Source organism: Euzebya rosea, from assembly GCF_003073135.1.
Classification (GTDB): domain Bacteria; phylum Actinomycetota; class Nitriliruptoria; order Euzebyales; family Euzebyaceae; genus Euzebya; species Euzebya rosea.
Map to the genome: position 1 here is coordinate 70,863 of NZ_PGDQ01000018.1, position 22,357 is coordinate 93,219.

A 22,357-nucleotide genomic window follows, 5' to 3' on the forward strand; every position below is an offset into this window, starting at 1 on the left:
CCGTCAGATGACCATGCCGGGCGCGCCGTCGTCGGTGACGACGGGGTGACCCATGGCGCTCCACTCCTGCATGCCGCCCTCGATGTTGCGGACGTCGAAGCCGGCGTTGTTCATGTAGACCGTCACCTCGGCCGACCGCCGTCCGGACCGGCAGATCGCCACGATCGGCACGTCGGTGGGCAGGTCCCGCATCACCTGGGGGATGGTGGACATCGGCACGTGGCGGGCCTCGGGTGCATGTCCTGCCTGCCACTCGTCCATCTCGCGGACGTCCAGCAGGAGTGCACCCTTCTCCATCAGGTCGACGGCCTCGTCGGGGTTGACCTCGGGGAGGCGGGCGTTCATCACGGTCCTTCGATCGGGCATCCCACGGACCTCGTGGGCGATCAGGAAGGCTAGCGCGCGGACTCGGCAGGACGCGTACCCGGTGGAGGTGCATCCAGGGTGCAGTGCGTGCGTTCGTGGGGCGCGGGGCCGGGGCCACGACGTGGCGTTCGCAGCGTCGACGGCAACCCGAGGAAGGCGATGGCAGCCGAGGCCAGCGCCAGCCCGGCCGTCAGCAGCATGGCGCGCGAGAAGCCGGCCGCGAACAGGGCGGGGTCGTCGAAGGCATCCGGTCCGAGACCGGCAGCCGGCGGCAGGACCGCGACCGCCAGCAGTCCGGCGGTCCGGGCCACGGCGTTGTTGATGCCCGACGCCACGCCCGCCTTCGCGGAGTCGGCAGCGGCCAGCACCGTCGCGGTGACCGGTGCGACCAGCAGGACCAGCCCCGCACCGAAGACCAGCATGGCCGGCAGCACGTCACGGAGGTACGTCGACCCCTCCCCCAGAAGGCTGTAGCCGACCATGCCCGCCGCCAGCAGCAGCGGCCCGATGGTCAGCGGGACCCGGGGACCGATCCGGCTGGCCAGCCGTCCGGATCGCGCCGACAGCAGCAGCATCAGGGACGTGATCGGCAGGGTCGCCGCGCCGGCCTGCACCCCGCTGAACCCCAGGACCTCGCGGAGGAAGACCACGAGGAGGAAGAACACCCCGCCGAGCGCGGCGTACACGACGAACGTGATGCCGTTGGCGACCGAGAAGGTCCGGTTGGCGAACATGCCGAGCGGCACCAACGGCGCGGCGACCCGCCGCTCGACGACCACGAAGCCGGCGAGGACGACTGCACCGGCCACCGCGGTGCCGACCGAGAGCCCGGAGGCGCCCTCCCCGAGCTGGATCAGCCCGAACGTCAGGGCGCCGAGCCCAGCCGCGGCGGTGATCGTGCCGAGCCAGTCCAGCCGGCTGCCGACGGCGGACGGGTCCCTGCTCTCGGGCAGGTGGCGGATCGTCAGCACGACGGCGAGGGCGCAGACGGGCACGTTGAGGAGGAACAACGACCGCCAGCCCCCGACGTCGAGGAGCAGGCCGCCGAGCAGCGGGCCGACGGCGGCGGCGATCCCCCCGAGCCCCGACCACGCCCCGATGGCGGCCGACCGGTCCTCCTCCACGAATGAGGCCTCCAGGATGGCGAGGCTGCCGGGGGTCAGGAGTGCCCCGCCGATGCCCATCAGCACCCGGGCGGCCAGCAGCATCCCGACGGTCGGTGCCGCCGCAGCGGCCACGCTCGCCACCCCGAAGACGACGGTGCCGATCACGTAGACCCGCCGTCGCCCGAACGTGTCACCGAGCGCCCCGCCGATGAGGATCAGCGAGGCCAGCGCCAGCATGTAGCTGTTGAGGATCCACTGGACGCCGAGCGTGCCGGTGTCGAGGCCCTCGGCGATGTCGGGCAGCGCCACGTTGACGACGGTGCCGGCGACCATCGCCACGGCCGACCCGGCCACCGTCGCCGTCACGGCCCAGCGGCCGGCGGCGGTCCCCATGCGCAACGGCTCGTCGTCGGTCACGCCGGGAGCCTAACCGTCGCGCCGCCCGAGGCGCAGGGTGGTGTCGGCCCTGTGGATCAGGCGGCCGGGACCCCGTCGACGGACAGGCGGTCGATCAGCGCGGCCAGCAGGGTGACCCGCGGGACGATGGAGGCCGCGTCCAGCCACTCCGCGGGGGTGTGGTCGTCACCGCCGACCGGGGCCAGCCCGTCCAGCACCGGGATGCCGGCCGTGGCGACGATGTTGGCGTCACCCATGCCGCCGGTCGAGACGTGCCGCATGCCCTCGATGCCGAGCTCGGCGCCCAGGGCGCACGCCAGGTCACCCAGGGCCGTCACCGCGGGGGTGGCCTCCATCGGGGGCGAGGACGCTTCCAGGCGCGTGGCCACCCGGACCCCGTCGACATGCGGTGCCGACACCACCCGCTCGGCCTCGGCCAGCAGGGCGTCGTACTCCTCACGCGTCCAGGCGCGGAGGTCGATCCACATGGTGGCCTCGGCCGGGACGATGTTGGAGCGGCTGCCCGCGTGGGCCACCCCGACGTTGACGGTGGTTCCTCGCTCGAGGTCGTTGAGGGCCTGCAGCTCCACGATGGCGTGCGCCATGTGCAGGGCGGCGTTGATGCCCTTGTGGGGTTCGACCCCGGAGTGGGCCCCTCGGCCGGTCAGCTGGGCACGCAGGTTCGCACCGCCCTTGCGGGCGCTGACCAACGACCCGTCCTCACGGCCGGCCTCCAGGCACAGCGCGACGTCGGCCTCGGCGGCGAGGCGGGTGGTCACCGGGGCGGAGTAGGGCGAACCCAGCTCCTCGTCGGGGGTGAACACGACCATCAGGTCGGCGTCGCTGCCCACCTCGTCCAGCGCTTGCACGGCGATCAGCGCCGCGACGATGCCGCACTTGTCGTCGGCGACACCGGCGCCCCTGACGTGCCCGTCGACGATGGCGAAGGGGCGCTCGGCGGCGGTCCCACGGTCGTACACGGTGTCCATGTGGGCGTTGAGGAGGATGGTCGGTCCCGTGCCGGCGCGACGGCCGACGAGGACGTGCAGCGCACCGACCGGCACGTGCTCAACGACGAAGCGCTCGGCGATGAGGATGCCCTCGAGCACGTCGGTGATCCGGCGGACCCCCTCGTGATCCAACGACCCGGAGTCGATGGCGACGAGGTCGCGCAGCAGGTCGAGGTAGGCCTGTTCCCGTCGTGCCACCGCTGCCCTGATCGCGTCGAGTCGGGTGTCGGTCGGCCGGGCGGTCATCTCGAGGGTCCTTCGTCCTGGGGCCGAGTCGTCCGGCCGCGAAGGACTCAGGGTCGGTCGGCCGACCGCTTCCCGCAACCCCGCGAGTATCGTGGCGGCGTGTCGGGTCCCGGGCGAGCGCTGGCGGCGGCGGTGGTGGTCCTGCTGGTGGCGGGCACCGGCTGGCTGCTCGTGCGCGACGACCCCGACGGCACGCACGACCTGCCCGGCTCGACGGCCGTGGTCCCGCTGCAGGACCCGCCGGAGGTGGACCCGGGGGCGCGTGCCGTGTCCCGCCCGGGCCCCCCGGCGGGACGGCCTGCCCGGACGTCGACCTCGCCCGGCGAGAACCGGCACACCCCACCGCTCGTTCGGGTCGGATCGGACTGGGTCAGCGGCATCGTGATGGACGCGCCGGTGCTGATGGGCGACAACGCCCTGCCGTGGCGCTACCACCTGCACGACGACGTGGTCGCCCGGTTCGACGAGGCCGCGGTGCACGAGGGGGTTCGTGCCTGGGACGGCCACGCCGGCACCCGCTGGGCGTCGTGGTTCGAGGGGTACGTGACCGACGGCCGGGTGGTGGCCGACGGCCGCTCCACGGTCTTCCTCGAGCAGTCCTGCGAGGGCCTCACGAACGCCAACGCCTACCTGTTCACCGACGGCGGACTCGGCCTGCGTCGCTACGGGGCGCTCGGGACGCAGATCCTCGAAGCCGACATCGGTGTCTGCCCGCGGGTGGAGTCGCGGGACGACCTGGTCCGTGCGATCCGCCACGAGATGGGCCACGTCGTGGGCCTGGCCCACCTCTGCAACGCCGCGGACGACTGCTGGCGGGACGGCATGGGCAGCGACGACCTGCGCTGCCGGGTCATGTTCTGGCAGGCGTGGGCGTGCCAGACGGCGCTCGGCGACGGCGACCTCGCGGGGTTGCGCGCCATCTACCCGACGGTGCGTCCGCTGTTCGGTGCCGACCGGCTGGAGACCGTGGCGAGGACGTCGTTCGCGATGTCCCCCGACGACAGCAGGGACGTGGCTGTGGTGGTCGACGGCGCCGACCCCGCGGTCGCCGCCGCCTCCGCCGCGATGGCCGCCCGCGCCGACGCGGCGTGGCTGGCGGCCGAACCCGACGCCGACGCCTGCCTGGCCGGCCCCGCCCGGGCCGAGGTCAACCGGGTCCTGCGCCGCCGCGGCACGTTGGTGCTGGTCGGCAGCTGGCCAGCCAGCTGTCGCCGGATGGCCCACGACTGGGAGCTCGCCGTCCGCATGGTGGACGGGGATCCGATCACCGCTTCGGTCCGCCTTGCCGAGCTCGGGGGGCCGGCCTCCTCGTTCGGCGCGGTCATCAGCGCTGCCGATGCCGACGCGTCCACCCTGGTGGTTGCGGCCGCCCTCGCCGGGACGAGCGGGCTGCCGTTGCTGCTGCTGGACGGGACCGGCGTGCCCGCCGAGGTGATCAGCCTGCTCGAGGCCGACGGCGCGACGAGGGTGACCGTCGTCGGCACGGGCGAGGCGGTCGCCGACGGTTCCCTGGCGACGGTGGCGTCCCGCGGCATCGAGGTCGAACGCATCGACGCAGCCGACGCGACCTCGCTGTCGCTGGCCGCCGCGGATCGCACGGCCACCGGGTCAGCAGGCCCCGTCGTCGTCGCGCCGACCGACACGGTCCTCGACGGCCTGGCCGGCGCCGCTGCAGCCGGGCTGCTGGGCGCGCCGCTGCTGCTGGTCGGCCCGACCGCCGACCCGGCGGTCGCGGCGTTCCTCGAGGTCCACGGGTTCGACGAGGGGTGGGCGGTGGGCGGACCGACCCTCCTCCCCCCGGACCTGCTGGGCCACTACGGGACCCTGGTCGGCTGAGCTCCGGGTCGGCGGACGCGACACGGGCCGCCGGACGGTCGACGTCACCGGCCGTTGGCGCTGAAGTGCATCCAGTCGATCAGGCTGTTCCACCGGCCGCCCCACCCCCACCCGAGCGCGTCGAAGGCCTCGACCGCGACGTGGCCCTCGGCCAGCATGCCCGGCCGGACGTGGTCACGGTCGAGGTAGGCGCCGGCCAGCTCGGGGAGGATCCGCTCGCCCCGCTGGTAGGGGTTGACGAACGGGTTGATGTCGACCGCCAGCCCGTAGGCGTGCTGTGACCACGACGACGAGCCGCGGACGGGGCGGCAGACGAACGCCGTGGTGTCGTTGCCGTCCCCCGTCGGGGGTCCCTCCAGCTCGGCGGCCGAGACGATGCGCATCTCCTCGATCGGGTAGCGGATGGCGTGCAGCTGCCGGAAGACGTCGACGAGCTCCTCGGCCCAGCTGGCGTTGACGATCAGCTCGCCGGTGTGGTGGCGGTCGTCGAAGCCCCAGAAGGACACGGTGACGTAGCGCAGCTCGTCCAGCCCGACCGGGCACTCCTCGGTCCAGGTCGACCGTGCGACCACGTCCGCGGGCACCTCCTGCACGCTCGCGACGAAGTCGTCGTCAGGCGGCGGGGGCAGCAGGTCGATGGTGGGGATGCGTCGGTCGACCAGCTCCGCGGGGGTGTCCTGCGGCAGCGCCCACCCGTCCGGTCCGATCTCGAGTGGCCGGGTGTGCAGCCACTCGGGCCGGTGCACGCCGTCGGGAAGCGGACTGGCCGACGGTGCGGGCACGGCGGCGACGGCCGACGACGGGGACGGGGACGGCACCGGGGTGGGGACAACCGGCTCCGGTGCGGTCGGGATGGGCGGCACGGGCACGGTCGTCACCGACGGGGTGTCCCCGGCCAGCCCGTCGATGGGGTCCGACGCGCGCGAGGACGTGCAGGCAACGGCCACGAGCAGCAGCGTCCCCAGCAGCGCGGCACGGGCGCCGTGGGACGTCGAACGGGAGATACGCACCCGATCGACGGTACCGAGTGGCCGGCGAAATGGCGGCCGACTCGCCGGTATCGTCACTGAACGATGAGCCGTTTCTCCCTCGGCACCCGGCCTTCCGTGCCGGATCCACGGACCACCGCCGCCGTTCCCCCCATCGCCGCCTCCGTCACCGACCGCCCGTCCTCGTCGGCCGCTGCCGAACCGACCGTGCTGTCGGCGTGGCGCACCTCCCCCGCGCGACTGGCCCGGCTCGTCGTGGGCCTGTGGATCTTCGGCACGGGCGACGCCCTGATCGTGCGGTCGGACCTGGGCAACTCGCCGTGGACGGTCTTCGCCGAGGGCGTCAGCATCCACACACCGCTGTCGATCGGCGTGGCGAGCATCCTCATCGGCTTCGTCCTGCTGCTGATCTGGATCCCGCTGCGAACCCGGCTCGGGTTGGGCACGTTGCTCAACATCGTCGTGATCGGGATCGCGATCGACGCGACCTTGCTCCTGGTCCCCGAGGTCGCCCCCGTCGCCGGCCGCATCGGCCTGCTGCTGACGGGCCTTGCCCTGATCGGCCTGGGCAGCGGGCTGTACCTGGGCACCGCGCACGGTCCCGGGCCGCGCGACGGCCTGATGACCGGCCTGCACGCCCGCACCGGCCTGCCGGTCGGCGTGGTGCGTGGGGGCATCGAGCTGACCGCGCTGACCGTCGGCTGGTTCCTCGGCGGCACCTTCGGCGTGGGCACCGTCGCCTTCGCCCTCCTGATCGGCCCGGCCGTCCAGGTGGGCATCGCGCTGGACCGGCGGGTCCGCGAGCAGGGCCTGCGTCGACCCGAGCGGATCAGCGCCCCGTCGTGCTGACGTGCTGGTAGTCGCGGCTGTTCGTCCAGCGACCACCCCAGCCCCACCCGAGCGCGTCGAAGGCCGAGACGATCGGTCCACCCTCGACGAGCATGCCCGGGCGCACGTCGGTCCGGTCCAGCCACGCCTCTCCCGCCGGCGGTTCGACCTGCTGGCCGCGCACCCACGGGTTCCTCACCGGGTTGATGTCGATCGCCGTGCCCCAGGAGTGGGTTGACCAGGTCGACGTCCCGGACACCGTCCGGCAGTTGAACGCCGAGGTGTTGTCCGCGGCCATCGAGGCGTCGTCGTCACCGCCGTACTCCCGGACGGGCCTGACGCGGGTGAGGGGGAACCGGACGTCGAACGCCAGCGCCATGACCCCCAGGACGTCGGGCCCGACGTCCCGGTGCACGACCAGCTGACCGTCATCGACGACGTTGCCGTCGGCTCCCCAGTGGGCCATGTCGATGGCGACCAGGTCCTCCAGCGGCACCGGACAGCCCTCGTGCCAGCTGACGCCGGTCATGGCGGTGCGCTCCGCGTCGGTGAGCGGCCGGACGACCCCGACGAATCCGGGAGTGGGCTGGTCGGCCACCGCGGCTGCGGCCTGCCGGTCCACGAAGTTGCCCACGACCGCGGTGCCGCCGGCCACGACGACCGACATGGCTGGGCCATCGCGCAGGGCCGCGTCGACGCCGCCGGGCAGCTCGTCGTGGGGGGTCAGCAGCAGGCCGGCGGCACGGCGGGCCGTCCACGGGACCATGGCCAGCGCGTCGGCGAACCCGCCAGCGCTGGCCAGCACCACCTCGTCGGTGGCCGACCGCTGTGCCGCCAGGGCGGTGTCGACCCGCGTCGGGCCAGCCACACGTCGTACCTCGACGTCGAGGGTCCGGACGTCGTCGGCCACCTGCTCCGAGAGCGCAGCGGTGCCACCGACGAGCACGACCGTCGCCGGATCGTGGCGTCTGATCGCTGCGTCCGCCGCGGATGCCAGCGCGTCCGGCGCGGTCAGCAGCAGTCCGGCGGGTGCCAGGTTGGCCGCAGCGAGCGCATCGGCGAAGCTGGCTGCGCTCACCAGCACCACGGGCTGCCCGGGGCCGGGCGGGACGAGGTCGAGTGCGGCAGCCGCCAGCGCCGCCGGGTCGCCGGCGACCAGGCGCTGCACCGTCGTCGCCTCGGGCACGGCCACGTCGCCGACCGCAACCACGTCCTCGATCCCGAGCTGCTCGACCACCGCCAGCGTCTCGACGGGGACGGAGGGACCGGACACGAGGACGGGGACGTCCAGCCGGGCAGCCAGATGGGCCCCGACCAGCGCATCGGTCCAGACGGCGCCGTCGACGAGCACTGCCCGGTCAGTCGCCACCCACCCGTCGAGGGCGGCCATCGCGGCCGTCTCTGCCCGGTTGGCTCCCGCGAACCGCTGGACGAGCTCGTCGGGCCGATCGGCATCACCACTGGGCTGTACCGCGGCGGTCGCGCTGCCGCCGCCGAGGAGGCCGACCAGCAGCAGCCCGACCAGCAGGCGCGACACCGGCGGAGCCGTCGGCGGCATCAGGCCTCCGCCCCGGCCACCGCGTCGACCCGGTCGGGCACGGCGATGCGGTCGAGGTCAACCGCCGCGATCACGTCGTCGTGGTGTCGTCCGGCCTCGAGGCCGAACCCCGCGGTGTCGGGGTACCGCTGGGAGAAGTGGGTGACCACGAGCCGGCGCACGCCCGCGGCGGCGGCCAGCCGACCGGCCTGGTCGGCGGTCATGTGGCCGTACCGGGCGGCCAGCTCCTCATCGCCCAGGCGGAACGTGGCCTCCACCACGCCGAGGTCGACGTCGGCCAGCAGCTCGGCGGCGGCGTCGCACACCCGCGTGTCCATCACGAAGGCCATCGACTGGCCGATCACCTGCTCGCTGACGTCGTCGAGGTGGACGACCCGACCGTCGACGTGCACGCGACCCTCTGCCTGGAGCCGGCCGACGATGGGTCCCGACAACCCCGTACGTTCCAGCAGGGCAGGGACGAAGCGTGTGGTCGTGGGTTCCTGCACGCGATAGCCGATCGCCGGGACGCGATGGTCCAGCGGGGTGGCCACGAGGCTGCGACCGTCGCCCAGGCCCAGCACGGCCCCGTCGGTGGGGACCGCCACACGCAGGATGTCGGGACCGCCGTCGTACAACCCGACCCCGAGCAGCCGGTCGATGTACGGCCCGGCGGCCTCGGGGTGGACGAGCACGACGGGGTCGCGACGTTGCTCGAGGACCATCCGCTGCATCACGCCGGGCAGGCCCAGGCAGTGGTCGCCGTGCTCGTGGGTGATCAGGACGTGGCTGATCATCGATGTCCGCACGTCGGCCAGCAGCATCTGGCGCTGAGTGCCCTCACCCGGGTCGAACAACAGCCCGAGGTCGTCCCAGCGCAGCAGGTACCCGTTGTGGTTGCGGTCGCGGGTGGGTGCCTGGCTGGCCGTCCCGAGGACGACGAGTTCGCGGGTCATCCGCACAACCGTAGACGCACTGCGCCTGCGCCCGACCGACCGTCGTTCCTTACGAAGCGCCTCCGGTCGCGGCCCGGGTACCCGTCGAGGACGACGTGGCCTCTAGCCTGTGCTCGATGTCCGACACCAGCGTGCCCGGGTTCGACGACCTCGCCGAGATCGGTCGGGGTGGGTTCGGCGTGGTCTACCGAGCTCCGCAGCAGGGGTTCGGACGCGACGTCGCCATCAAGGTCCTGACGGGCGCGTCCAGCCGGCTCGACGATCGGGCGCGCCGTCGCTTCGAGCGCGAGACGGCCACGACCGGCCAGCTGTCCAGCCATCCACACATCGTCACGCTGCACCAGGCGGGCTTCACCGACGACAACCGGCCGTACCTCGTGATGGCCTTCCACGAACGAGGGTCCCTCGGCGACCGCCTGGAGCGGTCCGGACCCCTGCCGTGGCAGGACGTGGCCGACATCGGGGTCAGCCTCGCGGGGGCGCTGGCCACCGCCCACGCGGCGGGGATCGTCCACCGCGACGTCAAGCCCGACAACGTCCTGCTCGACGACTTCGGGTCACCGGTGCTGACCGACTTCGGCATCGCCTCGGTGACCGGCCCGGACACCGCCACGCTGACCAGCACCGGGCAGATGACGATGACGGTTGCCTTCTCGCCGCCTGAGGTGCTGGACGGGGCGCGTCCCGACGAACGAACCGACGTCTTCGCCCTCGGGGCCACCCTCTTCGCGCTGCTGACCGGCCACCCGCCGTTCGTGCGCCCGGGGGACGAGTCGGTGGCACAGGTCATCGCGCGCATGGTTCGCGAGGACCCGCCGGACCTGGCTGCCGAAGGCATCCCCCAGCCCCTCGCCGAGGCGATCGACCGGGCCCTCGCGAAGGACCCGACCCAGCGGACACCCAACGCGATCGCGTTCGGCCAGCAGCTGCAGGACGCCCAGCGCGCCACCGGGCTGCCGCCCACCCGGATGACCCTGCCCGAGGCGATCGACGCCGGACGGGCCGCCGAGCGCACCCTGGCGCTGCCCGGCGTGGTCCTGGGCACCCCGCTGCACACCGACGAACCCGTCGCGGATGTGACGGGCGCGGAGCAGGCGGACGCCGCCGCCCGACCGACGGCCCCGCTGGGGTCGGCGCCGGCGCTGACGCCAACAACGCCACTGGACCACGGGGGCTCGTCCGGGGGCCAGCGAACCCCAACGCAGTCGTGGCCGACCCACCCCGCAGCCAGTGGCCAGGCGACCCACTACCCCCAGGCCACGCCGGTCCACAGCCCCCCGCCGTCGCAGCCCGGACGCGGCCGGTCCACGACGGGGGCAGTCCTGATCGGCCTGCTGGTCGGCCTCGTCGTCCTGGCCGGCGGCGCGTTCGCCTGGCTGCAGCTGGGCGGCGACGACACCGAGGTCGCCGTGGCCGACCCGACGACCCCCACGGCCACGCCGGCGGTCGGCGCATCGGCGGCCGACCCCGATCCCACCATCGAGCCCGTGGCCACGCCGACGCCGACCATCCCGCCGGCACCTGCCCCACCGGGGGCGACGACCGAACCGACGTCCGACCCGACGGCCGCACCCACCATCCCACCGGCGCCACCGGCACCGCCCGCCCCCGATGTGATCCTGCTGGCCGACCACCCGCAGGGCCCGGCCGTCGCCTCGACGCTCCAGCAGTGGCACGACGGCATCAACGTCGGCGACTACGCGCTGGCCTTCGACGCCTACACGGTGGGCCTGCAGCAGCAGGTCGGGTTCACGCAGTTCAGCGATGGCAACCAGACCAGCACGATCCTCTCTCCGGTGGTCGAGGTCGTCACGGCGACCGGCGGCGGGCTGGACACGACGATCTCGTTCCGCTCGTTGCAGGCCGCGGAGTGGGGACCGGACGGGCAGACCTGCTCGGACTGGCGGCTCCGCTGGCGGATGGTCGAGGTCGACGGTCGCTGGTTGGTCGATGACGTCGATGCACTGGACGGCAGCCCGTATGGCTGCTGAACCGGGCGACGCCGTCCGACGTGAGGCGCTGCACCGTGTCCTGCGGCGCATCGAAGGCGAGCTGGGCCCGCTGGGCGGCGACATCAGGCCCATCGACGGCACGGCACCCGGGGTGCGCATGGTGGCCCATGTCGCCGGGGTCGGTCCGGTGTTCGTCAAGGCCGGAGACGGGTCCCCCGAGGCCGGCGAGGCCGTTGGCGCCGAGGTCGCGTTGCTGATGACGCTGGAGCATCGGTCGTTGCCGACGGTGCTGGCGGGCGATCCCACCGACGAGATCCCCTGGATGGTCCAGGCCCGCCTGTCCGACGCGGGCTGGACACCCCCGTGGCCCAAGCGGATGAAGCCCGTGTGGGCGGCGGTGGCGGCGCTGTCGGCGTTGCCGCCCCCACCCTGGTTGCCCGAGGTCGCCGACATCGACCCCTGGCAGGGCCTGATCACCACCGAGGACACCCGCGGCCACCACGACGCCCTGCAGGAGGCCGCCAGCCGCGTGTCGATCGCGGGGCACTCGCTGGTGCACGGCGACCTCGGCAGCGGCAACGTGCATGCCGAGGGTCGACGGGTCACGGTCGTGGACTGGTCCGACGCGTTCGTCGGCAACGCCGACGTCGACAGGCTGTCGATCGCCGTCGACCTGGCCCACACCGACGGACGACGGGAGGTCCCACCCGTCGACGACGTCGGGGGCTGGCTCGCCAAGACGGCTGGTCTGCTGCTCGCGGCGGCGGCGAGGCCCGCATGGCCGGGCCCCGGGGGTGCGACGGTCCGTGCCACGCAGGCTTCCCTCGCCCGGACCGCGCTGGACTGGGCGATCGACGAGCTCTGAGCGTTCGGGGGCGGCCGGACCCGAACCGACGGCCATCCGCGCGACGATCGGTGACGAACTGGTGGGGACATGCACCTCCTGACCCCACGCCGTTCCGCCGTCCTCTCCGGGTTGCTCGCCACCGTCGCGGCCCTTGCCGCCGGTGAGCTGGCAGCCGGGCTCGTCCCGGGCTGGACCTCGCCCGTCGAGGCGGTGGGCCTGTCGGTGATCGACCTCGTCCCGGGGCCGGTCGAGCGCTGGGCCATCGAGAACCTGGGCAGCAACGACAAACCGGCCCTCATCGGCGGCACCCTCGCGCTGGTCCTGCTCCTCGGGTGCGTGCTGGGTGCCGTCGCACGCACCCGGTTCCGCGTTGCCGCTGCCGGTGTCGTCGCGCTCGGCCTTGTCGGGGTGGCCGCAACCGCCTTCCAGACCACCGCCGTGGACGGGGTGCCCAGCGTGGTCACCGCCGTGGTCGGCGTCGCCGTCCTGGCGCTCCTGACCCGGCGCGCCGCAGCGGCAACCCCGGCGACGACGGCGTCTGCCGGTACCCCAGCCGACGACCGGATGACCGACGACACGGCACCCGACGGCACGGCTGCGGACCGCGTCGCCCCGGCCGTCGACCGATCCGCCGGCATGCGCGCCGGCGCTGCCGACCGGCGGGCGTTCCTCGGCCTGGCGGGTGGCATCGCCCTGGCCTCGGCCGCCGCTGCCGTCGGGGGCCGCACCCTCGCCGGCCGCCAGGGGCAGGCCGTCGAAGCCGCCCGTGCGTCCATCGCGAGCGAGATCGCCGGCGCCACCGGCGCCAGCCCCGACGCCGTCGGCAGCGCCACCGAACGGGCGCTCGGCCAGGTCGACAGCCCGCTGCCGCCGCTGCCCGACGGGGTCGACTTCGGCATCGACGGCCTCGCGCCCTTCGTCACCCCCGAGGAGGAGTTCTACCGGGTCGACGCCGCCCTCGTCGTCCCCCGCGTGGACCCCGACGGATGGTCCCTGCGGATCCACGGCATGGTCGACCGCGAGGTCGAGTACGGCTACGAGGAGCTGCTGCGCCGTCCCGACCTGATGGAGGCCGACATCACCCTCACCTGCGTGTCCAACGAGGTCGGCGGTGACCTGGTGTCCAGCGCCCGGTGGACCGGCGTGCCGCTGGCCAACCTGCTGGCAGAGGCGGGGGTGCAGTCGGGCGCCGACCAGGTCGTGGGCCGCTCGGTCGACGACTGGACCGGCGGGTTCCCCGTCGACGTGGCGACCGACGGACGCAACGCCATCGTGGCGCTGCTGATGAACGGCCAGCCCCTCCCGGCCGACCGTGGCTTCCCCGCCCGGCTCGTCGTGCCCGGCCTGTACGGCTACGTCTCGGCGACCAAGTGGCTGACCGAGATCGAGCTGACCACGTTCGACGACTTCGACATGTACTGGGTCCAGCGTGGCTGGGACGAACGGGCCCCGATCAAGACGCAGTCCCGTATCGACGTGCCCGCCCCGCTGGAGCGTGTCGCACCCGGCGAGGTCGTCGTCGCCGGTGTCGCCTGGGACCAGACCGTCGGCATCCAGAAGGTGGAGATCCGCGTCGACGACGGCGAGTGGAACGAGGCGGACCTGGCCGTGGAGGCCAACGCCGACACGTGGCGGCAGTGGCGCTGGGCCTGGCCCGACGCGACCCCCGGCTCGCATCGCCTGACGGTCCGCGCCACGAACGCCAACGGTGAGGTGCAGACCGAGGAGCGTCAGCCGCCGTTCCCCAACGGCGCGTCCGGCTGGATGACGTTGCTGGTCACCGTGGCCGAGGGGGCCTGACCCGACGGGGCGCCACGGCGGCCGGGCCGCGGACTTGTGCACCGGCGTCCGGGCGCCGACCATTCCCCTCTCCCCCGCGGCAGTCCCCGCGAGGCGCCCCCGACCCCCGAGCGCACATGTCCCCCACCCCCCACCCGCGTCTGCGACTGATCCTCCTGGTGGGGATGGTGCTCCTGGCGGCGTGCTCGTCGCCTGCCGAGACACCGCTGCAGCCCGCGGGAACCGCGGTGGTGGACAGCACGACGGTCTGCACCACCGAGGGGGTGGAGTCCGCCATCGCGCTGGCCGACGAGGACGGCAGCCGCGAGGCCATGGCGGAGGTACCCGTCATCACGGCAGCGATGGCCAACCCCGTCCTGTCCCGGGCCGTGGCCGCCGCCGCGACCGCCAAGCTGACCGACACGCTGGAGAACGCCGAGGCCGTGACGGTCTTCGCGCCGACCGACTGCGCGTTCGAGATGCTGGACCCCGAGCTGCGCGACGCCGCCCTGGCCGACCCCGCTGGCCTGCTGACCCAGATCCTCGGCGCCCACATCGTTCCGGGCGAACGGCTGGGATCCGCCGAGCTGACCGGCGGTGAGCTGACGACATTCACGGGGCGCACCATCCCCTACACCCGCGAGGGGGACCGGATCGTGCTGGCCGGCCAGGCCACGGTGCAGGTGGCTGACATCCAGACGGCCAACGCCACGATCCACCTGGTGGACCACGTCATCGTGCCCGACGGCGTCCAGGGCCCAGTGCAGGTCGAGGCCGTGGAGACCGGACCGCCGGACTCGACCACGGCCTGCGACACCGCGGCCCTGACCGCGGCGATCAACGCCGGGCCGGTCGACGGCACCATCGTGGGGATGGCCGACGACCCCGTGGCAGTGGCCGCGTCCAGCAACCCGGTGCTGACCACCCTGGTCGAGGCGATCGTGGGCGCCGACCTGGTCGACTCCCTCAACAGCGCCGACGCGCTGACGGTGTTCGCCCCAACCGACTGCGCGTTCGCCATGCTCGACCCCTCGACCCTTCAGGCGGCGATGGCCGACCCCGACGGCCTGCTGGCACGGATCCTGCAGTTCCACGTCGTGCCCGGCCGGCTGACGTTCGACCAGCTCGACGGCGGAGAGCTGCCCACGGCGGCGGGGCCACGGCTGCCCTACACCGTCGAGGACAACGTCGTCACCCTCAACGGACAGGCACGGATCGTCGTGCCGAACATCCAGACCGCCAACGCGACGGTCCACCTCATCGACCGCGTCCTGCTGCCTGCCGGCTGACCGGCGCCGCTGCGCAAGCCGGCCGTCGGGCGGACCGACGAGCGGCTACAGTTGGCTGTTCCCCCAGTGGAGACTCCTCGCTGACCTTCGGCCACATCTGGCTGTCTCGATCCTGTCGCCTCCGCGCTCTCGAGCCGAGGAGCCAGCGTGTCCACGTCCACACCCCTGCCCAGACCCACCGCCGTCGTCTACTGCGACCACCGTTTCGGTGACATCGACGGCAAGACCGCCAACGGCCTCGTCCGCCACAGCGAGACCTACGAGGTGCTGAGCGTCATCGACAGCCAGCAGGCCGGCGCCGACACCGGCACGGTGCTGGACGGCATCCCCAACGGCATCCCCGTCGTCGCCTCGTTGCAGGCGGCGCTGGACCAGGCGCAGGCTCGGACGGGGACACGTCCCGACGCGATGATCATCGGAGTCGCCCCCTCCAGCGGCCTGCTCGACGTCGCGAGCCGCACGGTGCTGCTGGCGGCCGTCGCCGCCGGGCTCGACCTGGTCAACGGCCTGCACGAGTTCCTCAACGACGACCCCGAGTTCGCGGGCGCCGCCATCGCCAACGAGGTTGAGATCCGTGACATTCGCCGGCCGCGGGCGACCAAGGACCTGCGGATGTTCACCGGCCGGATCAGGGAGGTCACCTGTCCGGTGATCGCGGTCCTCGGCACCGACGGGGCGATCGGCAAGCGGACCACGGCGACGATCCTGGTCGACGCCCTCCGCGCCGCAGGCATCAACGCGGTGATGGTCAGCACCGGTCAGACGGGCCTGATCCAGGGCGCCCGCTTCGGGATCGCGCTGGACGCCATCCCGGCTCAGTTCGGGATCGGGGAGATGGAGGGTGTCGTGCTGGACGCCTTCTCCTCCGCCGCCCCGGACGTGATCGTCGTCGAGGGGCAGGGGGCGCTGAGCCACCCGGCCTACATCAGCTCCACGATCGTCCTGCGTGGCAGCCGTCCGGACGGGGTGATCCTGCAGCACGCCCCGGGCCGCACGGTCCTCAGCGACTTCCCCGACGTCGACATGCCGACGCCGGCCAGCGAGATCGCGTTGATCCACGCGTTCGCCGACACCAGCGTGATCGGGGTGACCATCAATCACGAACACCTGTCGGAGGACGAGGTCAGCGCCGCGATCAGTGACCTCGAACACCAGCTCTCGGTGCCGGTCACCGATGCCCTGACGCGTCCGGTGGCAGACCTGGTCGCCATGGTCGTCACCGCCTTCCCGACCCTCCGACCACGGGTGCCAGCCGGGACCGGGTGAGGGCCCCGCGGCTGGAGATCGACCTGGCCCACATCGAGGACAACACCGCATCGCTGGCCGGTCGCCTCCAGGGTCGCGGCATCGGGGTGACTGCGGTGACGAAGGCCGTGCGAGGGAACCTGCCGATCGTGACGGCGATGCTGGCCGGCGGCGCACAGGGGGTCGGGGACTCCCGGATCGCCACGCTGGCGACGATGCGGATGGCCGGCGTGACCGCCCCCGCGACCCAGCTGCGCACCCCGATGATCAGCGAAGCCGCGCAGGTCGTGGCGTGGGCCGATCAGAGCTGCAACACCGAACCGGTGGTCCTGGCGTGTCTGTCGGAGGCGGCCGGACGTGCAGGACGACATCACGGGGTGATCCTCATGGTCGAGCTCGGCGACCTCCGGGAGGGGGTCATGCCCGAGGACCTGCCAGCGGTCCTCGGGCGGGTGATGTCGTTGCCGCACCTCGACGTGCGTGGCCTCGGCGCGAACCTCGCCTGCCGCAACGGGGTGGTTCCCGACGAGGTGAACATGGCGGTGCTCGACCGGCTGGTCGGCGACTGCGAGACCACCCTCGGACGGCCCCTGGCCGTCGTGTCCGGTGGCAACTCCGCCAACCTCTCCTGGGCCCTCCGGGCGCCTGATGTGGGACGGGTCAACGACCTGCGGCTCGGCGAGGCGCTCCTGCTCGGACGTGACCCGCTGGACCGGACCGCCATCGCCGGACTCCACCAGGACGCGTTCGTGCTGGTCGCCGAAGTCATCGAGTCGGGCACGAAGCCGTCGGCGCCGTGGGGACGACTGGGGGAGACGGCCAACGGTCCCGGCACGGCGCCGCTGGACCGAGGGCCGATCGCCCAGTCGATCCTCGCGATCGGTCGACAGGACATCGATCCGGAGGGGTTGGTCCCGCCCGACGGCGTGGCCATCATCGGCTGCAGCAGCGACCACCTGCTGGTGCAAACCGCCCGTCCCCTGGCAGTGGGACGCCAGCTGTCGTTCGGGCTCGGCTACGGCGCGCTGGTCCGAGCGATGACCTCGCCGTTCGTGGCCAGGTGCTTCGTCCGCCGATCCCTCCTCCGAGCGCAGTAGAAGAAATCCGGGGGCCGACCAATCCTCCCCCGGGCCGTGTCCGAACCAGTGGTGTCAGGCGCCGCCAGCGCAACGCCCTTCCCGGCTGCGCACCGCCTGCCGCCAGATCCCCGAACGGGCCGGCTCCTGCTGCGCCCTCACCCGATGAAAGGCAACGCAACATGCGTTCGATGCTCAAGCTCCGCACGCTGCTCCTGGTCATGGTCCTTGCCGTGGTCGCCGCAGCCTGTGCAGCAGACGACTCCGCCGACGAGACCGCCACCGGCGCATCCGAGACGGCCACCGAAGCGGCCATGGACGAGGAGATGACCGAGGAGGCCACCGCGGCCGACTCCTCCACGATCTGTGACGCCGACGGCCTGGTCGCCGCGGTCGAGAGTGGCCCCGAGGACGGGACGCTCGCCGGCATGGCCGACGACCCGGTCGGTACCGCCGCCTCCTCCAACCCGGTCCTGACCACCCTGGTCACCGCCGTCTCCGAGGCCGGCCTGGTGGACACCCTCAACTCCGCCGAGGCCCTCACGGTCTTCGCCCCCACCGACTGCGCCTTCGCCAACTTCGACCAGGCCACCCTCGAGGCCGCCCTGGCCGACCCGACCGGCCTGCTGACCACCGTCCTCGGCTTCCACGTCATCGCCGGCGAGCAGATCGCCTCCGCCGACCTGTCCGGTGAGTACGAGACCTTCACCGGCGAGACCATCACCATCGATGGCACCTCCGTCGCTGGCCAGGCCGAGATCGTCGTCCCCGACATCCAGACCGCCAACGCCACCGTGCACCTCATCGACACCGTCCTGGTGCCGCCGAGCGTCTCCGGCGCTGCTGGTGACGAGGCCATGACCGACGACGCCATGACCGACGAGGCCATGACCGAGGAGACCACCGACGCCGCTGCTGCGGACTCGACCACCGTCTGCGACACCGACGCCATCGTCGCCGCCGTCCAGGGCGGCCAGTCCGAGGGCACCCTCGAGGGCATGGCCGACGACCCCGTCGCCACCGCCGCATCCAACAACCCGGTCCTGACCACCCTGGTCACCGCCGTCGGTGCCGCTGGCCTGGGCGACACCCTCAACTCCGCCGAGGCCCTCACGGTCTTCGCCCCCACCGACTGCGCCTTCGCCGCGCTGGACGCCGACACCCTGCAGGCAGCGCTGGACGACCCGTCCGGTCTGCTGACCCAGGTCCTGGGCCTGCACGTCATCGTCGGCGAGCGCATCGCCTCCGCCGACCTGTCCGGTGAGTACGAGACCTTCACCGGCGAGACCATCACCATCGATGGCACGACCGTCGCTGGCCAGGCCGAGATCGTCGTCCCTGACATCCAGACCGCCAACGCCACCGTGCACCTGATCGACTCCGTGCTGCTGCCCAGCAGCTAGTCACCAGTCCTTCCAGGGAAACCGGGCCGGTCGTCCTCGTGGACGACCGGCCCTCCTGCGTTCCCGCCCGTGGTGTGGGCTGCCCTTCTCTCATCGAGAGGGCGATCCATCCGGACAGGCGCTGCGCATCGACTCCTCCACCCCCGTCGTGATCGTGTCGGTCCCGCCGACGAGGACGACCGCCGCACAGCGGGTGGCGGTTGCGGTGGCCGCCGGCAGGACGTCGTCGCCGACGAGGACCAGCGGCGCATCGCGGTCGGCCGCCAGTCCGGCAGCAGCCAGCCCGCGGGCCCAGCCGTCGGTGTCCCAGCCGTTGATCACGGTCGCGGCGGCGAACGGACTCGACAGGCCCCAGAGCCGCTCCCCCACCGCAACGGCCGTCGAGGTCCGGTCCGACCCCTCGACGCGTGTGGCACCGGGCAACCGGTCGTAGGCGTCGGACAGCGCTGCGGTGCCGCCCAGCAGGACGGGCGCCGCATCGTGCGCGGTCAGCCAGTCCACGACGGCTGGGTGCGGGTCGGCCGTGTGGCTCAGCAACACCGGCGTGGCGGTCCTGGCCCCGTGCGCCCCGCCGCTGACGGCGTCGGCCCAGGCGGCGGTGGGGTTGTCGGCGGGGCCGTCGGCGCGGGCAAGCATGACGCGGTCGGAGGTGCTGCCGCGGGCCCGCACCTCGTCGGCGACGGCGATGGCCGTCTCGACCCGCGTCGCACCCGCGAGCCTGACCGGCACGAAGCCGAGCGCGACGACCGCGGCCTCGACGTCCTCCGACAGGGCCCCGACGCCACCCAGGAGGTGGACGGTCGCGCCGGCCGGCAGGACCCGTCGCAGCTCCTCGCCCGTCTCCGTCGACAGGGTCGTGCCGTCGGTCAGCAGCAACGGCCCGTCGCCGCTCAGGGACGCGCCGGCCAGCGCGTCGGGGAAGGCATCGTCGCGGACGAGGACGGCATGGCGTGCGAGGCGGCGGTCACCGGCGGCCCGGCTCGTGTCGGCGTCGTCGGCGGCCCGGGTGGCGTCGGCGTCGTCGAAGCGGATCCGGGAGATGCGGGTCGCGGCCGCACCCGGGGACGGGTCGTCGAGCCGCTCGACGGTGCCCGTCGCGGTCGGTTCGGCGGGTGGCGCCGTCGGCGACTCGACGGGCTCCTCGGTGGGCTCGTCGGTGGGCTCCTCGACCGGGGTGGGTGCGGGGGGTGTCCCGCCGCCAGCGGGCGGGGGTGCCGGGGGCGGGGGTGCCGGGGGCGGTGGCGCGGGTGCCGGAGGGGGCGGGTCCGTGGTGGGCGGCGCCGAGGAGCCGGTCACCGTCCATCTGCACGACGCGGTCGTGGTCGACCCGACGCGGTCGCGTGCCTCGACCACGAGCTCGTGCGGCCCCGGCTCGTCGGTGGGCAGCACGCGCTCGCCGGACGGATCATCGTCCAGCCCGGATCCGACGTCGCTGGCCGTCACCATCACCGTGACGACGTCACCTGCCTCCACGTCGGTCGTGGGGCAGCCGACCACCTCCACCTGCGGCGCGGTTGCATCGACCGTCGCATCGGGGTCGGTGGTCGGCGAGGTGTTGCCCGCCCGGTCGGTGACCTGCACCGCCGCCACCGGACCGTGGGTGTCGAGGAGGACGTCCTGCGGGACGACGCCGCTGCCGGCGGACCCGTCGGGCGCGAGGCGGTCGGTGGCCTCCACGTGCATGGTCGTGCCCGCCGGGTACCAGGTGGTGCCGTCGACGGGGACGCCGGCGTGGTCGAAGTCGATCCGCGGGGCCAGCGGGGCGGTCCGGTCGATGACCACCGGGCTGGCCACCGGTGACAGCGCGGTCGCGCCCGTCGCCGCCAGCGTGCCGCGGACCCGCAGGGCCAGGCGTCCCTCGGGGAGGGCGGACAGGTCAGCGGTGGGTTCGGTCAGCCCCGTCGCGACGGGGGTCCAGGTGCTGCCGCCGACCGGCGCACGTTCGAGGTCGAACCGGTCGCCACCGCCCGGCTGCCACGTCACGATGTCGCTGGTCCCTCCGACGAACGACGGACCGGGGATGCCGGGTGCAGTGATGCGGCTGCCGTCGCAGCCGGCGATGCGGACGGACTCGGCCACGTCGAGCCGCCCGCCGGTCACCCAGGCACCGGCCTGATCCGCGACGGGTGCCACGCCGTCGAGGACGGCGCTGCGGATACCGGCCGGGTCGACCCCGCAGCCGGCGAGCAGCGCACCGGCGGCGGCGACGAGCGGGGCGGCCATCGACGTGCCGTTCAGCACCGTCGTCCCCCCACCGCGGGCGGTCGATCGGATGAGGGTGCCCGGGGCGCCGAGGTCGACGCTGACCGCACCGCGGTTGCTGAACGTCGACACGTCGTCGTGGCGGTCGGTCGCGCCGACGCAGATGACGTTGGCGGCGGCGTAGCCGCACGGATAGCTCGGGGTCGTGTCGTTGTCGACCGCCTCGTTCCCCGCGGCAGCCACCACGAGGATGCCGGCCGCCTCGGCGTCGGTGATGGCGCGGGCGAGGGCGGCGGAGTAGCCGTTGCCGCTCCACGAGGCGTTGATGACCCGCAGGTCCACCCCCGCCTCGACCAAGTCGATGGCGAGGGTGATCCCGGCCACCGCATCCGACGTCAGGCCGTTGCCGGCGGCGTCGAGGAAGCGAAGGTCGAGCAACCTCGCGTGCGGCGCAAGCCCTGCCGTGCCGACGGCATTGCCGACGGCGGCCGCCACGATCCCGGCCACGTGGGTGCCGTGGCCCTGCCCGTCGCCGTTGGCGGCCGGGGCGGCGCAGCCGTCGTCGATCCAGTCGTAGCCGACGCTGCCATCGGGACAGCCAGCCAGCTGCCCGGTCGAGCGCCACATCCGGTCGACGAGGTCGGGGTGGGACGCATCGACGCCGCTGTCGGAGATGGCGACGACCACGTCGTTGCCCAGCGGGCCGCTGCTGCCCTCGGGCACGAGCACGCCGGTGGTCAGCAGGTCCCAGGCCTCCAGCGCATCGACGTCGACCCCCGGGGTGCCGCCGTCCTGGCCGGTGTTGTGCAGCCCCCACTGGTCACCGAACCGCGGATCGTCGGGTGCGGGCACCGCAGCCAGCCGAACTGGCCAGTCGGGTTCGACCAGGGCGATGCCCTCCACCCCGGTCAGGTCGTCGATCGCGCGGGCCGGGTCGTCGACCTCGACCGCGAGGGTGTCCCGCGCGATGACGTCGATCTCCCCGTCGGCGTTGGCCACGACCTCGTCGACGCCGTCCATCGACCCGTCGAGGACCACGATCACGCCCTCGACCCCCTCCCCGGCCATCCCGTCCTCTGCACTTGCGGCGGCCGGCGCCACGAGGGCGGTGAGGAGGACCCAGGCCAGGGCGATGGAGGTGCGCGACACGAACCCATCATCGGCCACGCGCTCGGGCAGCGAAGTGATCTCTCCGAACGTCACGGATACCTCGCCGACAGTAGTTGGCTGGGCGTACCCCAGCGAAGGTGTGTGCCACCGGCACCGCATGGAAGACTGCGCTCGTCCTTCGTCC

The 22,357-nt window shown here is 73.4% G+C and carries 16 protein-coding genes; 9 read left to right on the plus strand and 7 right to left on the minus strand.

The annotated features are described in order from the left end of the window. Positions 1-3 precede the first annotated feature (3 nt). From CUC05_RS20710 to CUC05_RS20720, 3 genes are read right to left on the minus strand one after another with little or no spacing between them, the layout of a single operon-like run. Entirely contained in the window at positions 4-345 is a 342-nt protein-coding gene (locus CUC05_RS20710) for a rhodanese-like domain-containing protein (RefSeq protein WP_108668039.1), read from the minus strand. A gap of 50 nt (positions 346-395) precedes the next feature. Further along, positions 396-1,889: an MFS transporter gene (locus tag CUC05_RS20715; protein WP_205712465.1), complete on the minus strand. Its 1,494-nt coding sequence runs from the start codon at positions 1,887-1,889 to the stop codon at positions 396-398. 56 nt (positions 1,890-1,945) lie between these two features. Next, on the minus strand, positions 1,946-3,124 hold the full coding sequence (locus tag CUC05_RS20720) for a M20 family metallopeptidase (RefSeq protein WP_108668040.1): 1,179 nt from the start codon (positions 3,122-3,124) through the stop codon (positions 1,946-1,948). Between the two features lie 99 nt (positions 3,125-3,223). On the opposite strand from CUC05_RS20720, the gene CUC05_RS20725 reads away from it, so the two are divergent. After that, entirely contained in the window at positions 3,224-4,960 is a 1,737-nt protein-coding gene (locus CUC05_RS20725) for a hypothetical protein (RefSeq protein WP_108668041.1), read from the plus strand. Between the two features lie 44 nt (positions 4,961-5,004). Here the strand turns inward: CUC05_RS20725 and CUC05_RS20730 are convergent, their stop codons facing one another. Continuing rightward, on the minus strand, positions 5,005-5,970 hold the full coding sequence (locus tag CUC05_RS20730; RefSeq protein WP_205712466.1) for a M15 family metallopeptidase: 966 nt from the start codon (positions 5,968-5,970) through the stop codon (positions 5,005-5,007). A gap of 63 nt (positions 5,971-6,033) precedes the next feature. Here CUC05_RS20730 and yczE point away from each other — a divergent pair, with 63 nt between their 5' ends. Then, entirely contained in the window at positions 6,034-6,798 is a 765-nt protein-coding gene (gene yczE, locus CUC05_RS20735) for a membrane protein YczE (protein ID WP_205712467.1), read from the plus strand. Here yczE and CUC05_RS20740 read toward each other — a convergent pair. Beyond that, on the minus strand, positions 6,779-8,335 hold the full coding sequence (locus CUC05_RS20740; protein WP_108668042.1) for a cell wall-binding repeat-containing protein: 1,557 nt from the start codon (positions 8,333-8,335) through the stop codon (positions 6,779-6,781). The genes yczE and CUC05_RS20740 overlap by 20 nt on opposite strands. After that, positions 8,335-9,270: an MBL fold metallo-hydrolase gene (locus CUC05_RS20745; RefSeq protein ID WP_108668043.1), complete on the minus strand. Its 936-nt coding sequence runs from the start codon at positions 9,268-9,270 to the stop codon at positions 8,335-8,337. The genes CUC05_RS20740 and CUC05_RS20745 overlap by 1 nt, the downstream gene beginning before the upstream one ends. Positions 9,271-9,386: 116 nt before the next feature. On the opposite strand from CUC05_RS20745, the gene CUC05_RS20750 reads away from it, so the two are divergent. From CUC05_RS20750 to CUC05_RS20780, 7 genes are all read left to right on the plus strand, one after another. Then, positions 9,387-11,261, plus strand: coding sequence for a serine/threonine protein kinase (locus CUC05_RS20750; RefSeq protein ID WP_108668044.1), 1,875 nt, complete (start codon positions 9,387-9,389; stop codon positions 11,259-11,261). Continuing rightward, positions 11,251-12,087: a BUD32 family EKC/KEOPS complex subunit gene (locus CUC05_RS20755; protein WP_108668045.1), complete on the plus strand. Its 837-nt coding sequence runs from the start codon at positions 11,251-11,253 to the stop codon at positions 12,085-12,087. The genes CUC05_RS20750 and CUC05_RS20755 overlap by 11 nt, the downstream gene beginning before the upstream one ends. Before the next feature lie 69 nt (positions 12,088-12,156). Further along, positions 12,157-13,869 carry a molybdopterin-dependent oxidoreductase gene (locus CUC05_RS20760; RefSeq protein ID WP_108668046.1) on the plus strand — a complete coding sequence of 571 codons (1,713 nt, stop codon included), beginning with the start codon at positions 12,157-12,159 and terminating at the stop codon, positions 13,867-13,869. Between the two features lie 116 nt (positions 13,870-13,985). Continuing rightward, positions 13,986-15,137: a fasciclin domain-containing protein gene (locus CUC05_RS20765; RefSeq protein ID WP_108668047.1), complete on the plus strand. Its 1,152-nt coding sequence runs from the start codon at positions 13,986-13,988 to the stop codon at positions 15,135-15,137. 147 nt (positions 15,138-15,284) lie between these two features. Then, entirely contained in the window at positions 15,285-16,403 is a 1,119-nt protein-coding gene (locus CUC05_RS20770) for an N-acetyltransferase DgcN family protein (RefSeq protein WP_108668048.1), read from the plus strand. Beyond that, entirely contained in the window at positions 16,400-17,479 is a 1,080-nt protein-coding gene (locus CUC05_RS20775) for an alanine/ornithine racemase family PLP-dependent enzyme (protein ID WP_108668049.1), read from the plus strand. Before CUC05_RS20770 ends, CUC05_RS20775 begins: the two co-directional genes overlap by 4 nt. A 170-nt stretch (positions 17,480-17,649) precedes the next feature. Continuing rightward, complete coding sequence (locus CUC05_RS20780) at positions 17,650-18,861, plus strand: fasciclin domain-containing protein (RefSeq protein WP_170128076.1); 1,212 nt, start codon at positions 17,650-17,652, stop codon at positions 18,859-18,861. Between the two features lie 90 nt (positions 18,862-18,951). Here CUC05_RS20780 and CUC05_RS25975 read toward each other — a convergent pair whose 3' ends face one another. Continuing rightward, the gene (locus tag CUC05_RS25975; protein ID WP_108668051.1) at positions 18,952-22,266 is read right to left on the minus strand and encodes a S8 family serine peptidase; all 3,315 of its coding nucleotides are present in this window, start codon (positions 22,264-22,266) and stop codon (positions 18,952-18,954) included. Positions 22,267-22,357 lie beyond the last annotated feature (91 nt).